The 15,277-nt window shown below is 60.2% G+C and carries 12 protein-coding genes; all 12 read left to right on the top strand.

Features of this window, described 5'->3' with window-relative positions; all coding sequences use genetic code 11:
• The first annotated feature begins 83 nt into the window (after positions 1 to 83).
• The 12 genes from purB to nuoH all read left to right on the top strand — a co-directional run bounded on the left by purB (position 84) and on the right by nuoH (position 15,272).
• Positions 84 to 1,454: an adenylosuccinate lyase gene (purB, locus tag CRO59_RS13730; protein WP_027614666.1), complete on the top strand. Its 1,371-nt coding sequence runs from the start codon at positions 84 to 86 to the stop codon at positions 1,452 to 1,454.
• Between the two features lie 86 nt (positions 1,455 to 1,540).
• Positions 1,541 to 2,713 (top strand): cupin domain-containing protein, encoded by a 1,173-nt coding sequence (locus tag CRO59_RS13725; RefSeq protein ID WP_003223820.1) that lies wholly within the window; start codon positions 1,541 to 1,543, stop codon positions 2,711 to 2,713.
• Complete coding sequence (locus CRO59_RS13720) at positions 2,706 to 3,131, top strand: GNAT family N-acetyltransferase (RefSeq protein ID WP_007964849.1); 426 nt, start codon at positions 2,706 to 2,708, stop codon at positions 3,129 to 3,131. Before CRO59_RS13725 ends, CRO59_RS13720 begins: the two co-directional genes overlap by 8 nt.
• Before the next feature lie 278 nt (positions 3,132 to 3,409).
• Positions 3,410 to 4,171 carry a secretin N-terminal domain-containing protein gene (locus CRO59_RS13715; protein ID WP_096795640.1) on the top strand — a complete coding sequence of 254 codons (762 nt, stop codon included), beginning with the start codon at positions 3,410 to 3,412 and terminating at the stop codon, positions 4,169 to 4,171.
• A 473-nt stretch (positions 4,172 to 4,644) separates the two neighbouring features.
• Positions 4,645 to 5,970, top strand: coding sequence for an isocitrate lyase (gene aceA / locus CRO59_RS13710; RefSeq protein ID WP_003223815.1), 1,326 nt, complete (start codon positions 4,645 to 4,647; stop codon positions 5,968 to 5,970).
• Between the two features lie 642 nt (positions 5,971 to 6,612).
• Complete coding sequence (locus tag CRO59_RS13705; protein ID WP_003223812.1) at positions 6,613 to 7,026, top strand: NADH-quinone oxidoreductase subunit A; 414 nt, start codon at positions 6,613 to 6,615, stop codon at positions 7,024 to 7,026.
• Positions 7,027 to 7,036: 10 nt separating this feature from the next.
• Entirely contained in the window at positions 7,037 to 7,711 is a 675-nt protein-coding gene (locus CRO59_RS13700) for an NADH-quinone oxidoreductase subunit B family protein (RefSeq protein ID WP_003223809.1), read from the top strand.
• Positions 7,712 to 7,780: 69 nt separating this feature from the next.
• Positions 7,781 to 9,565, top strand: coding sequence for an NADH-quinone oxidoreductase subunit C/D (gene nuoC, locus CRO59_RS13695; protein ID WP_027614664.1), 1,785 nt, complete (start codon positions 7,781 to 7,783; stop codon positions 9,563 to 9,565).
• A 2-nt stretch (positions 9,566 to 9,567) separates the two neighbouring features.
• The gene (gene nuoE / locus CRO59_RS13690) at positions 9,568 to 10,065 is read left to right on the top strand and encodes an NADH-quinone oxidoreductase subunit NuoE (RefSeq protein WP_003223804.1); all 498 of its coding nucleotides are present in this window, start codon (positions 9,568 to 9,570) and stop codon (positions 10,063 to 10,065) included.
• Entirely contained in the window at positions 10,062 to 11,417 is a 1,356-nt protein-coding gene (nuoF, locus tag CRO59_RS13685; protein WP_097088119.1) for an NADH-quinone oxidoreductase subunit NuoF, read from the top strand. Before nuoE ends, nuoF begins: the two co-directional genes overlap by 4 nt.
• A gap of 136 nt (positions 11,418 to 11,553) precedes the next feature.
• Positions 11,554 to 14,268 (top strand): NADH-quinone oxidoreductase subunit NuoG, encoded by a 2,715-nt coding sequence (gene nuoG, locus CRO59_RS13680; protein ID WP_097088121.1) that lies wholly within the window; start codon positions 11,554 to 11,556, stop codon positions 14,266 to 14,268.
• Positions 14,265 to 15,272, top strand: coding sequence for an NADH-quinone oxidoreductase subunit NuoH (gene nuoH, locus CRO59_RS13675; protein WP_007964859.1), 1,008 nt, complete (start codon positions 14,265 to 14,267; stop codon positions 15,270 to 15,272). Before nuoG ends, nuoH begins: the two co-directional genes overlap by 4 nt.
• Positions 15,273 to 15,277: the final 5 nt, after the last annotated feature.

Genomic DNA, 15,277 nt, shown 5'->3' with positions numbered 1-15,277 from the left:
CCGGTCAGTTGGCAACGGACCGGCGGATTTTTTCATGTATGATACGCGCCCCATTTCGTTGCCCGACTGTCCGAGAACACCCCATGCAGCTCTCTTCGCTCACTGCGGTTTCCCCTGTTGACGGCCGCTACGCCGGCAAAACCCAGGCCCTGCGCCCGATTTTCAGCGAGTACGGCCTGATCCGTGCCCGCGTCCTGGTTGAAGTGCGCTGGCTCCAGCGCCTGGCCGCCCACGCCGGTATCCCGGAAGTGCCAGCCTTCTCCGCCGAGGCCAACGCCGTTCTCAATGAACTGGCTGAAAACTTCTCGCTGGAGCACGCTGAGCGCGTCAAAGAGATCGAGCGCACCACCAACCACGACGTCAAGGCGATCGAATACCTGCTCAAGGAGCAGGCGGCCAAGCTGCCGGAGCTGGCCAAGGTCAGCGAGTTCATCCACTTTGCCTGCACCAGTGAAGACATCAACAACCTGTCCCACGCCCTGATGCTGCGCGAAGGCCGTGACGACGTGATGCTGCCGCTGATGCGCCAGACTGCCAACGCCATCCGCGAACTGGCGATCCGTTTCGCCGACGTGCCGATGCTGTCGCGCACCCACGGCCAACCGGCCTCCCCGACTACCCTGGGTAAAGAGCTGGCGAACGTGGTTTACCGTCTCGAGCGTCAGATCGCTCAAGTCGCTGCCGTGCCGCTGCTGGGCAAGATCAATGGCGCCGTAGGCAACTACAACGCGCACCTGTCGGCCTACCCGCAGATCGACTGGGAAGCCAACGCCCGCGCCTTCATCGAAGACGAACTGGGCCTGGGCTTCAACCCGTACACCACGCAGATCGAACCGCATGACTACATCGCCGAGCTGTTCGACGCGATCGCGCGCTTCAACACCATCCTGATCGACTTCGACCGTGACATCTGGGGCTACATTTCCCTGGGTTATTTCAAGCAGCGCACCATCGCTGGCGAAATCGGTTCGTCGACCATGCCGCACAAGGTCAACCCGATCGACTTCGAAAACTCCGAAGGCAACCTGGGCATCGCCAATGCACTGTTCCAGCACCTGGCGAGCAAACTGCCGATCTCCCGCTGGCAGCGCGACCTGACCGACTCCACCGTACTGCGCAACCTCGGTGTGGGCTTTGCTCACAGCGTGATCGCCTACGAAGCCAGCCTCAAAGGCATCAGCAAGCTTGAGCTGAACGCTGACAAGATCGCTGCCGATCTGGACGCTTGCTGGGAAGTATTGGCCGAGCCGATCCAGACCGTGATGCGCCGCTACAACATCGAAAACCCTTACGAAAAGCTCAAAGAACTGACCCGCGGTAAGGGCATCAGCCCGGAAGCGCTGCAGACTTTCATCGACGGCCTGGACATGCCAGCCGAAGCGAAAGCCGAGCTGAAACAGCTGACCCCGGCCAACTACATCGGCAACGCTGTGGCGCAAGCCAAACGCATCTGATCCACCGCTTGACCCGTTTGAGACGCCCGGCCGCGCCGGGCGTTTTTATTCCCGTCTGAAAAATGCTTTTTTTCAATAGGTTACACATGAATCCTGATACTCCTCTTCAACTTCTGGGCGGTCTCACGGCGCGCGAATTCATGCGCGATTACTGGCAGAAAAAGCCGCTGCTGATCCGTCAGGCCATCCCTGACTTCGAAAGCCCGATCGACGCCGACGAGCTGGCCGGCCTGGCCCTGGAAGAAGAGGTCGAGTCGCGCCTGGTGATCGAGCACGGCGAGCGCCCGTGGGAGCTGCGTCGCGGCCCGTTCGCCGAAGACGAATTCAGCAAGCTGCCGGAAAAAGAGTGGACCCTGCTCGTTCAGGCCGTTGATCAATTCGTCCCGGAAGTCAGCGAGCTGCTGGAAAACTTCCGCTTCCTGCCGAGCTGGCGCGTCGATGACGTGATGATCAGCTTCGCCGCCCCGGGTGGCAGCGTTGGCCCGCACTTCGACAACTACGACGTGTTCCTGCTGCAAGGTCATGGCCAGCGCAACTGGAAGATCGGCCAGATGTGCGACTCCGAAAGCCCGCTGCTACAACACGCGGATCTGCGCATCCTCGCCGAATTCCACGAGACCGAAGAGTGGGTGCTGGAACCGGGCGACATGCTCTACCTGCCGCCGCGCCTGGCCCACTGCGGTGTCGCCGTGGACAACTGCATGACCTACTCGGTTGGCTTCCGCGCCCCGAGCGCCTCGGAGGTACTGACCCACTTCACCGACTTCCTCAGCCAGTTCCTGACTGACGAAGAACGCTACACCGACGCCGATGCGAAACCGGTCAGCGATGATCCGCATCAGATCCAGCACGATGCACTCGGTCGCCTGAAAAGCCTGCTCGCCGAGCACATGAGCGACGAGCGCCTGCTGCTGACCTGGTTCGGCCAGTACATGACCGAGCCGCGCTACCCGGAACTGGTGGTCGGCCCGGAAGACGTTGAAGAAGACGACTTCCTCAACGCCCTGCAAGACGGCGCCGTGCTGATCCGCAACCCGAGCGCGCGCCTGGCCTGGTCGGAAGTCGATGACGACCTGCTGCTGTTCGCCAGCGGCCAGAGCCGTTACCTGCCGGGCAAGCTGCGCGAGCTGCTGAAGATGATCTGCGCCGCCGATGCGCTGCATGTCGACAATCTCGGCGAGTGGCTCAACGACGAAGACGGTCGCGGCCTGCTGTGCGAACTGGTCAAACAAGGCAGCCTGGGATTTGCCGATGAATAAGATTCGCGTACGTGTCGCAGACTGGCAAAAGGACAACGCCGAGATCCGGCGCATTCGTGAAACGGTGTTCATCGCCGAACAATCGGTGCCACCCGAGCTGGAATGGGACGCCGATGACGCGACCGCCGTGCATTTTCTGGCGTTCGAAGGCGACTTTCCGATCGGTACCGCCCGCCTGTTGCCCGACGGGCACATTGGTCGGGTTTCGGTACTGAAGGACTGGCGCGGGATGAAGGTGGGCGATGCGCTGATGCAAGCGGTCATCGCCGAAGCCGAAGCCCGCGGCCTGAAAGAGCAGATGCTCAGTGCGCAGGTACAGGCCACGGCGTTCTATGAGCGCCTGGGCTTCAGCCTGGTCAGCGAGGAATTTCTCGAAGCCGGGATTCCGCATGTCGATATGGTTCGGCATTCGGCCTGACCTGAAGTGATCCTGTAATTTCTGGAGATTTTGTGATCTCTGGAGATCCTGTGGTGAGGGGATTTATCCCCGATGGGTCGCGGAGCGGCCCCAAAATTTCAGGTCTGCTTCGCAGCCCATCGGGGATAAATCCCCTCACCACAAAGGCTCTTGAGCCCCCCTCAAAACGCCCCGCCATTTTCCGATGCCGGGGCGTTTTGCTGTCTACGATTCAACTTGCCCCACCCCGGGCCGACAAACTGGCAATATCAAGCCTTTCGAAAGCGGAGATAACGGACATGTCCCTACGCACCCTGCTCACCACCCTGCTGCTCGGTTGCAGTTTTTCGGTGATGGCAGCCACAGAAATCGTGCCCCTCAACTACCGCACCAGCGCCGACATGCTGCCGATGGCGCAAGACTTTATCGGCAAGGACGGTCAGGTCAGCGCCTATGGCAATCAACTGATCATCAAGGCCGAGCCGGACAAGATTCAGGAACTCAAGGCGCTGATTACCCAGCTCGATACTGCGCCCAAACGCCTGTTGATCACGGTTGATACCAATGAAAACAACGGTCGCGGCGATGAAGGCTACTCGGTCAACGGCGCGCAGCCGAATCAGACCCGCATTATCAGCCGCAGCACCGCCAGCCGTGACGGCGGCGTGCAGCAAGTACAGGCCACCGACGGCATGCCGGCGCTGATCCAGGTCGGCCAGAGCGTGCCGATCACCAGCAGCCAGACCAACTCCTACGGCGATTACAGTAGCCAGACCCAATACCGCAACGTCACTCAAGGCTTCTACGTCACCGCCAGCGTCACCGGCGACATCGTTCACCTGGCAATCAGTACCAACCGTGACCGCATGAGCCAGGAACGTCCCGATGTAGTGAACGTGCAAAGTACCGACACAACAGTCAGCGGACGCCTGGGCGAATGGATCACCCTCGCCGGCGTAAATCGCCAGACTCAGGCCGACAAACAGGGCCTGACCCGCAGCTACTCGACTCAAGGCCGGGATGACATGACCTTACGGGTCAAAGTCGACGCCCTGGACTAAAGCACCGAAAACTGACTGATTAGTCGTATTAGACGAAAGATGTAGTGCTTGAAAAAAAGCACTACAAAACGTTTGACGAGCCAAAAAAGCGAAGGCATGATGGCCTCGCTCCCGCTAATCAGAGGCCCTGGCAAGGGCCTTCGAAGCGACGTTCGCACCTACCCCGCGAACCGCTTCGTGTCTGTACCGCCCACAAGGTGTGTTTGACGAGGTTGCCGACTGGAACGAAGTTGTCCCGAGGGACGGAAGCGTAATTAGGTAACCCGGCTTCACGCTGTAGTCCGTATAAAGGCCCACGACGCCCGAATGCGCCCGCAGTCCGCCACTACCTGCTCACTTCCCCTCGAGCCCATCGTTCATCCCGTCGCCTACCCCGCCGAACCCGACTTGACCACCTAAGCTTCTGGTCAGCGAGCGCAGGAATTTTCCACCGCAGAACAACTTTTCATAAAGACGCGACGAGGTTTATCTCCATGGCACTGACACGCGAACAGCAAATTGCAGCCCTTGAAAAAGACTGGGCTGAAAACCCGCGCTGGAAAGGCGTGACTCGCACTTATTCCGCTGCTGACGTCGTCCGTCTGCGTGGCTCGGTTCAACCTGAGCACACCTTTGCGAAAATGGGCGCCGAGAAGCTGTGGAACCTGGTGACCCAGGGTGCCAAGCCGTCCTTCCGCCCAGAGAAAGATTTCGTCAACTGCATGGGCGCCCTGACCGGTGGCCAGGCTGTTCAGCAGGTCAAGGCCGGTATCCAGGCGATCTACCTGTCGGGCTGGCAAGTGGCTGCGGACAACAACTCCGCAGAATCGATGTACCCGGACCAGTCGCTGTACCCGGTGGACTCGGTGCCAACCGTGGTCAAGCGCATCAACAACTCGTTCCGTCGTGCCGACCAGATCCAGTGGAAAGCCGGCAAGAATCCGGGCGACGAAGGCTACATCGACTACTTCGCGCCAATCGTGGCTGACGCTGAAGCCGGTTTCGGCGGCGTGCTGAACGCCTACGAGCTGATGAAGAGCATGATCGAAGCAGGCGCCGCCGGCGTTCACTTCGAAGACCAACTGGCTTCGGTGAAAAAATGCGGCCACATGGGCGGCAAGGTACTGGTTCCTACTCAGGAAGCCGTACAGAAGCTGACCGCTGCACGTCTGGCTGCTGACGTTGCCGGCACGCCGACCATCATCCTGGCGCGTACCGACGCCAACGCGGCTGACCTGCTGACTTCGGACTGCGACCCGTACGACCAGCCGTTCGTGACTGGCGAGCGTACTCAGGAAGGTTTCTACAAGGTACGCGCCGGTCTGGATCAGGCGATTGCCCGTGGCCTGGCCTACGCACCGTACGCCGACCTGATCTGGTGCGAAACCGCCAAACCGGATCTGGAAGAAGCCCGTCGCTTCGCTGAAGCGATCAAGAAGGAATACCCGGACCAACTGCTGTCGTACAACTGCTCGCCTTCCTTCAACTGGAAGAAAAACCTGGACGACGCGACCATCGCCAAGTTCCAGCGCGAACTGTCCGCCATGGGCTACAAGCACCAGTTCATCACCCTGGCCGGCATTCACAACATGTGGCACAGCATGTTCAACCTGGCGCACGACTACGCCCGCAACGACATGACTGCCTACGTGAAGCTGCAGGAGCAGGAATTCGCTGACGCCGCCAAGGGTTACACCTTCGTGGCTCACCAGCAGGAAGTGGGCACCGGCTACTTCGACGACATGACCACCGTGATTCAGGGTGGCTCGTCCTCGGTGACCGCGCTGACCGGTTCGACCGAAGAAGAACAGTTCCACTGATTCGGCTTCGCTGAGCAAACGGCCTTTGCGGATCGTATAGAAAGCTAACCGCAAAGCCGCAAGACTGACGCCCCGACTGGTTCGGGGCGTTTTTTTGCGCGCCGATTCCCCAAACACCACAAAACCCCTGTGGGAGCGGGCTTGCTCGCGAATGCGGTGTGTCAGCCACCGCCTATGCAAACTGACGAGACGCCTTCGCGAGCAAGCCCGCTCCCACAGGTTTAGCGCCGGCCGTGCGACAAAACATTGATCCAGACCAGTACTCAGGTCAGAAAAATCAGCTAAAACGGGCGCCACCGCTACTTGCAGTAACGGGCATATAAGACAACTTTCTGTTTACTGCACCGCTAAACAGTTACAAAACCCCCACAAACGATATTAATTATCATTTAGCCACAACTATGTTCGTTACATTCCCTACAAAACATTATTTGCATAAACCCGGCTAATGCCCGCAACGCATGGGCTGCAGGGCATTGGAGGTACGCTATGTCCTTATTCCAATAAATAATTTCGCTATAGGAATTTTACTTGCCGGGTGTTTAGCCATAAAATCAGCGCGATTGATTGCTGCGACATATCGTCACTGCCTATTTCTTTATCAAGCTCAGAGACCTTTGCTCTCTGTTAAGGATTACCAGCATGCCCGAAGCGACAGGACTCATGGCCCACAACTGGGGCTTTGCCATTTTCCTTCTGGGTGTCGTCGGCCTGTGTGCCTTCATGCTTGGCGTCTCCAGCCTCCTCGGGTCAAAAGCCTGGGGCCGCAGCAAAAACGAACCGTTCGAGTCCGGCATGCTACCTACAGGTGGCGCCCGCTTGCGGCTCTCAGCCAAATTCTATCTGGTCGCGATGCTGTTCGTGATCTTCGATATCGAAGCCCTCTTTCTCTTTGCATGGTCTGTGTCCGTCCGCGAAAGCGGCTGGACCGGATTCGTCGAAGCTCTCGTTTTCATAGCAATTCTGTTGGCAGGTCTTGTCTACCTGTTCCGAGTGGGCGCCCTTGACTGGGCTCCGGAAGCTCGTCGCAAGCGGCAGGCGAAGCTGAAACAATGAGGCTTTGGCAATGCAATACAATCTCACCAGAATCGACCCCGATGCTCCTAACGAGCAGTATCCGATCGGCGAACGGGAAACCGTTTCCGATCCGTTAGAGGATCAAGTTCACAAAAACATTTTCATGGGCAAGCTCGAAGACGTGCTGAGTGGCGCGGTCAACTGGGGGCGTAAAAACTCCCTGTGGCCGTACAACTTCGGCCTTTCGTGCTGCTACGTGGAAATGACCACCGCCTTCACGGCGCCCCACGACATCGCGCGCTTTGGCGCCGAAGTTATCCGGGCATCACCGCGTCAGGCCGACTTCATGGTTATCGCCGGTACCTGCTTCATCAAGATGGCGCCGATCATTCAGCGTCTCTACGAGCAGATGCTCGAGCCTAAGTGGGTTATCTCCATGGGTTCGTGCGCCAACTCCGGTGGCATGTACGACATCTACTCCGTGGTTCAAGGGGTGGACAAGTTCCTGCCCGTGGACGTCTACGTACCTGGCTGCCCGCCTCGTCCAGAAGCATTCCTTCAAGGCTTGATGCTGTTGCAGGAATCGATTGGACAGGAGCGTCGTCCGCTTTCCTGGGTCGTTGGCGACCAAGGCGTTTATCGCGCCGACATGCCTTCGCAAAAGGAACAGCGCCGCGAACAGCGAATCGCAGTCACCAACCTGCGCAGCCCTGACGAAGTCTGATCCAGTCTGTTTCAAAGAAACGAGAAGCTGGCTTCATTCTTTACGTTGACCGAAAGCGAAAAAATAACCATGACTACAGGCAGCGCTCTGTACATCCCGCCTTATAAGGCAGACGACCAGGATGTGGTCGTCGAATTGAACAACCGTTTTGGCGCCGAAGCGTTCACCGCTCAGTCGACCCGCACCGGCATGCCGGTGCTGTGGGTGGCGCGCGCCAGACTCGTCGAAGTCCTGACCTTCCTGCGTAACCTGCCCAAGCCGTACGTCATGCTCTATGACCTGCACGGCGTGGACGAGCGTCTGCGCACCAAGCGTCAAGGGCTGCCATCGGGCGCCGACTTCACCGTGTTCTATCACCTCATGTCGCTTGAGCGTAATAGTGACGTGATGATCAAAGTCGCCTTGTCCGAAAGCGACCTGAGCTTGCCGACCGTCACCAGCATCTGGCCAAACGCCAACTGGTACGAGCGTGAAGTCTGGGACATGTACGGCATCGACTTCAAAGGCCACCCGCACCTGTCGCGCATCATGATGCCGCCGACCTGGGAAGGTCACCCGCTGCGCAAGGACTTCCCGGCGCGCGCCACCGAATTCGATCCGTTCAGCCTCAACCTCGCCAAGCAGCAGCTTGAGGAAGAAGCTGCGCGCTTCCGTCCTGAAGACTGGGGCATGAAGCGTTCCGGGGCCAACGAGGACTACATGTTCCTCAACCTCGGTCCGAACCACCCTTCGGCGCACGGTGCGTTCCGCATCATTCTGCAACTCGATGGCGAAGAGATCGTCGACTGCGTACCGGACATCGGTTACCACCACCGTGGTGCCGAGAAGATGGCCGAGCGTCAGTCCTGGCACAGTTTCATCCCGTACACCGACCGTATCGACTACCTCGGCGGCGTGATGAACAACCTGCCGTACGTGCTCTCGGTCGAGAAGCTGGCCGGCATCAAGGTGCCGGAGAAGGTCGACGTCATCCGCATCATGATGGCCGAGTTCTTCCGGATCACCAGCCACCTGCTGTTCCTGGGGACCTACATCCAGGACGTCGGCGCCATGACCCCGGTGTTCTTCACCTTCACCGACCGCCAGAAGGCATACACGGTGATCGAAGCCATCACCGGTTTCCGTCTGCACCCGGCCTGGTACCGCATCGGTGGTGTTGCCCACGACCTGCCGCGCGGCTGGGACAAACTGGTGAAAGACTTCGTGGAGTGGCTGCCAAAACGCCTCGACGAATACACCAAGGCTGCCCTGCAGAACAGCATCCTCAAAGGTCGGACCATCGGCGTCGCCCAGTACAACACCAAAGAAGCCCTGGAATGGGGAGTCACCGGTGCCGGCCTGCGTTCGACCGGTTGCGACTTCGACCTGCGCAAAGCGCGTCCGTACTCCGGCTACGAGAACTTCGAATTCGAAGTACCGCTGGCCGCCAACGGCGATGCCTACGATCGCTGCATGGTCCGCGTCGAAGAGATGCGCCAGAGCATCAAGATCATCGACCAGTGCATGCGCAACATGCCGGAAGGCCCGTACAAGGCGGATCATCCGCTGACCACGCCGCCGCCGAAAGAGCGCACGCTGCAGCACATCGAAACCCTGATCACGCACTTCCTGCAGGTTTCGTGGGGCCCGGTCATGCCGGCCAACGAATCCTTCCAGATGATCGAAGCGACCAAGGGCATCAACAGTTATTACCTGACGAGCGACGGCGGCACCATGAGCTACCGTACCCGGATCCGTACTCCGAGCTTCCCGCACCTGCAACAGATCCCTTCGGTGATCAAAGGCAGCATGGTCGCGGACTTGATTGCGTACCTGGGTAGTATCGACTTCGTTATGGCCGACGTGGACCGCTAAGCATGAACAGCACGCTTATCCAGACAGACCGTTTCACCTTGAGTGAAACCGAGCGCTCGGCCATCGAGCACGAGCTGCATCACTACGAAGACCCGCGCGCGGCGTCGATCGAAGCCCTGAAGATCGTTCAGAAGGAACGCGGCTGGGTGCCGGATGGCGCCCTGTACGCGATCGGCGAGATCCTCGGCATCCCGGCCAGCGACGTTGAAGGTGTGGCGACGTTCTATAGCCAGATCTTCCGTCAGCCGGTCGGCCGTCACATCATTCGCGTCTGCGACAGCATGGTCTGCTACATCGGCGGCCACGAGTCGGTGGTCAGCGAAATCCAGAACAATCTGGGCATCGGCCTGGGTCAGACCACCGCCGACGGTCGTTTCACCCTGCTGCCTGTCTGCTGCCTCGGCAACTGCGACAAGGCACCGGCGCTGATGATCGACGACGACACCTTTGGCGACGTGCAGCCTGCCGGCGTGGCCAAACTGCTCGAGGGCTACGTATGACCCTGACATCTTTCGGTCCTGCCAACCGCATCAAGCGTTCGGCCGAGACTCACCCACTGACCTGGCGTCTGCGTGACGACGGCGAAGCCGTGTGGCTCGACGAATACCAGGCCAAGAACGGTTACGCCGCTGCGCGCAAGGCCTTCGCCGACATGGCTCAGGACGACATCGTCCAGACCGTAAAAGACGCCGGCCTAAAAGGTCGCGGCGGTGCAGGCTTCCCCACTGGCGTGAAGTGGGGCCTGATGCCCAAGGACGAATCCATCAACATCCGCTACCTGCTGTGCAACGCGGACGAAATGGAACCGAACACCTGGAAAGACCGCATGCTGATGGAGCAACTGCCCCATCTGCTGATCGAAGGCATGCTGATCAGTGCCCGCGCACTGAAAACCTACCGTGGCTACATCTTCCTGCGTGGCGAGTACACCACCGCCGCCAAGCACTTGAATCGTGCCGTGGAAGAAGCCAAGGCTGCAGGCCTGCTGGGCAAGAACATTCTGGGCAGCGGTTTCGACTTCGAACTGTTCGTCCACACCGGCGCCGGGCGTTACATCTGCGGTGAAGAAACCGCACTGATCAACTCCCTCGAAGGCCGCCGCGCCAACCCGCGCTCCAAGCCGCCCTTCCCTGCCGCCGTCGGCGTGTGGGGCAAGCCGACCTGCGTGAACAACGTCGAAACCCTGTGCAACGTGCCGGCGATCATTGCCGACGGCGTTGAATGGTACAAATCGTTGGCCCGCGAAGGCAGCGAAGACATGGGCACCAAACTCATGGGCTTCTCCGGCAAGGTCAAGAATCCGGGTCTGTGGGAGCTGCCATTCGGCGTCACCGGTCGCGAACTGTTCGAAGACTACGCTGGTGGCATGCGCGACGGTTACAAGCTCAAGGCCTGGCAGCCAGGTGGTGCCGGTACCGGTTTCCTCCTGCCAGAACACCTCGACGCGCAAATGTATGCCGGCGGCATCGCCAAAGTGGGCACCCGGATGGGTACCGGCCTGGCCATGGCGGTGGACGACAGCGTCAACATGGTTTCCTTGCTGCGCAATATGGAGCAGTTCTTCGCTCGCGAATCCTGCGGCTTCTGCACCCCGTGCCGTGATGGCCTGCCATGGAGCGTCAAGCTCTTGATGGCCATCGAAGAAGGCCGCGGTCAGCCAGGCGACATCGAGACCCTGCTGGGTCTGGTCGGCTTCCTCGGCCCAGGCAAGACCTTCTGTGCTCACGCACCGGGTGCCGTGGAGCCGTTGGGCAGTGCCATTAAATACTTCCGTCCAGAGTTCGAAGCCGGTATCGCGCCCGCAAGCGCCGCCGTCCCGCCTCTGGCAAGGCCGATCGTAGTCGGCGCGTAAACGCTTAAAAAGGCGAAGGGTCCGTGCCCTTCGCCTTTCGTCCGATGACGCCTTTCGGGGCTGACTGGATTCGGACGGATAACAAGATTCCATTAGCCACGCCCGCTGACACCGGGCCAACGAAGACCTTTGAACCATGGCCACTATCCACGTAGACGGCAAAGCGCTCGAAGTCGACGGGGCAGACAACCTGTTACAGGCATGTCTGTCGCTGGGCCTCGACATCCCTTATTTCTGCTGGCACCCCGCGCTTGGTAGCGTCGGGGCCTGCCGCCAGTGCGCGGTCAAGCAGTACACCGACGAGAACGACACCCGTGGTCGCATCGTCATGTCCTGCATGACCCCTGCCACCGACAACACCTGGATCTCCATCGACGATGAAGAATCCAAGGCGTTCCGCGCCAGTGTTGTCGAATGGCTGATGACCAACCACCCGCACGACTGCCCTGTGTGCGAAGAAGGCGGTCACTGCCACCTGCAAGACATGACGGTGATGACCGGCCACAACGAGCGCCGTTATCGCTTCACCAAACGCACCCACCAGAACCAGCAACTGGGCCCGTTCATTTCCCACGAAATGAACCGCTGCATCGCCTGCTATCGCTGCGTGCGTTTCTACAAGGACTACGCCGGCGGCACCGACCTCGGTGTGTTCGGCGCCCACGACAACGTGTACTTCGGTCGCGTTGAAGACGGCACCCTCGAAAGCGAGTTCTCCGGCAACCTCACCGAGGTCTGCCCGACCGGTGTGTTCACCGACAAGACTCACTCCGAGCGCTACAACCGCAAGTGGGACATGCAGTTCTCGCCGAGCATCTGCCATGGCTGCTCCAGCGGTTGCAACATCTCCCCGGGCGAGCGTTACGGCGAACTGCGTCGCATCGAAAACCGTTTCAACGGTTCGGTGAACCAGTACTTCCTGTGCGACCGTGGCCGTTTCGGTTATGGCTACGTCAACCGCACCGACCGTCCACGTCAGCCAATGCTGGCCGACGGCACCAAGCTGGGCCTGGATCAGGCGCTGGACAAGGCGGCCGATCTGCTGCGCGGTCGCAACATCGTCGGTATCGGTTCGCCGCGTGCCAGCCTCGAAAGCAACTACGCGTTGCGTGAACTGGTCGGCGCCGAGCACTTCTACTCCGGTATCGAGGCCTCCGAACTGGAGCGCATCCGTCTGGTTCTGCAAGTGCTCAAAGACAGCCCGCTGCCCGTGCCGAACATGCGCGACATCGAAGACCACGACGCCGTGTTCGTCCTCGGTGAAGACCTGACCCAGACTGCTGCGCGTATGGCTTTGTCCCTGCGTCAGTCGGTCAAGGGCAAAGCTGAAGACATGGCCGAAGCCATGCGTGTTCAGCCGTGGCTCGACGCCGCGGTGAAGAACATCGGTCAGCACGAACTGAACCCGCTGTTCATCGCCAGCCTGGCGGAAACCAAGCTCGACGACATCGCCGAAGAATGCGTTCACGCCGCTCCGGATGATCTGGCGCGCATCGGTTTCGCCGTGGCTCACGCGCTGGATGCCAGCGCACCGGCCGTTGAAGGTCTGGACGCCGAAGCACTGGAACTGGCTCAGCGTATCGCTGACGCCCTGCTCGCGGCCAAACGTCCGCTGATCATCGCCGGTACTTCGCTGGGTTCCAAAGCCTTGATCGAAGCCGCTGCGAACATCGCCAAGGCCCTGAAGCTGCGCGAGAAGAACGGTTCGATCAGCCTGATCGTGCCGGAAGCCAACAGCCTTGGCCTGGCCATGCTCGGTGGCGAATCGGTCGACGCGGCGCTGCAAGCCGTGATCGACGGCAAGGCCGACGCCATCGTCGTGCTGGAAAACGATCTGTACACCCGCACCTCGAAAGCCAAGGTCGATGCCGCGCTGAACGCTGCGAAAGTAGTGATCGTTGCCGACCACCAGAAGACCGCCACCACTGACCGCGCGCAACTGGTTCTGCCAGCGGCGAGTTTCGCTGAAGGCGACGGTACTTTGGTCAGCCAGGAAGGCCGCGCCCAGCGCTTCTTCCAGGTTTTCGATCCGCAATACATGGATGCGAGCATCCTGGTTCACGAAGGCTGGCGCTGGCTGCACGCCCTGCGCTCGACCCTGCTGAACCAGCCGATCGACTGGACGCAACTCGACCACGTCACCGCTGCCGTGGCTTCGAGCACCGAGCAACTGGCGCGTATCGTCGACGCCGCGCCGTCTGCCGCGTTCCGCATCAAGGGTCTGAAACTGGCGCGTGAGCCGCTGCGTTATTCCGGTCGCACCGCGATGCGCGCCGACATCAGCGTTCACGAACCGCGCACCCCGCAAGACAAAGACACCGCGTTCGCCTTCTCCATGGAAGGTTACTCGGGCTCGGCCGAACCGCGTCAGCAAGTGCCGTTCGCCTGGTCGCCGGGCTGGAACTCGCCGCAAGCCTGGAACAAGTTCCAGGACGAAGTCGGTGGTCACCTGCGTGCTGGCGACCCGGGCACCCGCCTGATCGAAAGCTCCGGTGATTCGCTGAACTGGTTCGCTGCTGCTCCGCGCGCATTCAACCCGGCGCCGGGCACCTGGCAGGCCGTGCCGTTCTACCACCTGTTCGGCAGCGACGAAAACTCGTCGAAAGCCGCACCGGTACAGGAACGCATCCCGGCTCCGTACGTGGCGCTGGCCAAATCCGAAGCGGATCGCCTGGGCGTCAACGACGGTGCTCTGCTGAGCCTGAATGTGGCCGGCCAGACCCTGCGTCTGCCGCTGCGCATCAATGAAGAACTGGGCGCTGGTCTGGTGGCCTTGCCTGCGGGCATCGCCGGCATTCCACCGGCATTCGCCGGCCTGTCCGTCGACGGTCTGCAGGAGGCAGCGCAATGACCTGGTTCACCCCTGAAGTGATCGATGTGATCCTGACGGTCATCAAAGCCATCGTGATTCTGCTGGCCGTTGTGGTCGCGGGCGCGTTGCTCAGCTTTGTCGAACGTCGCCTGCTGGGCTGGTGGCAGGACCGTTACGGTCCGAACCGCGTTGGCCCGTTCGGCATGTTCCAGATCGCCGCCGACATGCTGAAGATGTTCTTCAAGGAAGACTGGACCCCGCCGTTTGCCGACAAGGTGATCTTCACCCTGGCACCGGTGGTGGCCATGTCCGCCCTGCTGATCGCGTTCGCGATCATCCCGATCACCCCGACCTGGGGCGTCGCGGATCTGAACATCGGCCTGCTGTTCTTCTTCGCCATGGCTGGTCTGTCGGTCTACGCGGTGCTGTTCGCCGGCTGGTCGAGCAACAACAAGTTCGCCCTGCTCGGCAGCTTGCGTGCCTCGGCGCAGACCGTGTCCTACGAAGTGTTCATGGGCCTGGCCCTGATGGGCATCGTGGTGCAGGTCGGCTCGTTCAACATGCGCGACATCGTCGAGTACCAGGCGCAGAACCTGTGGTTCATCATTCCGCAGTTCTTCGGCTTCTGTACCTTCTTCATCGCAGGCGTCGCCGTGACTCACCGTCACCCGTTCGACCAGCCGGAAGCGGAACAGGAACTGGCCGACGGTTACCACATTGAATACGCCGGTATGAAATGGGGCATGTTCTTCGTCGGTGAATACATCGGCATCATCCTGATCTCGGCGCTGCTGGTCACCCTGTTCTTCGGTGGCTGGCACGGTCCGTTCGGCATCCTGCCGCAACTGTCCTTCGTCTGGTTCGCACTGAAGACCGCGTTCTTCATCATGCTGTTCATCCTGCTGCGCGCTTCCATCCCGCGTCCGCGTTATGACCAGGTGATGGATTTCAGCTGGAAATTCTGCCTGCCACTGACCCTGATCAATTTGCTGATAACCGCTGCGGTTGTGTTGTGGAACACACCTGCGGTTGCGGTTCAGTGAGGATT

This window comes from Pseudomonas sp. LAMO17WK12:I5, assembly GCF_900215165.1.
Classification (GTDB): Bacteria; Pseudomonadota; Gammaproteobacteria; order Pseudomonadales; family Pseudomonadaceae; genus Aquipseudomonas; species Aquipseudomonas putida_A.
The sequence above is the reverse complement of the archived record's forward strand: the minus strand, read 5'-3'. Positions and strand labels throughout refer to the sequence as shown.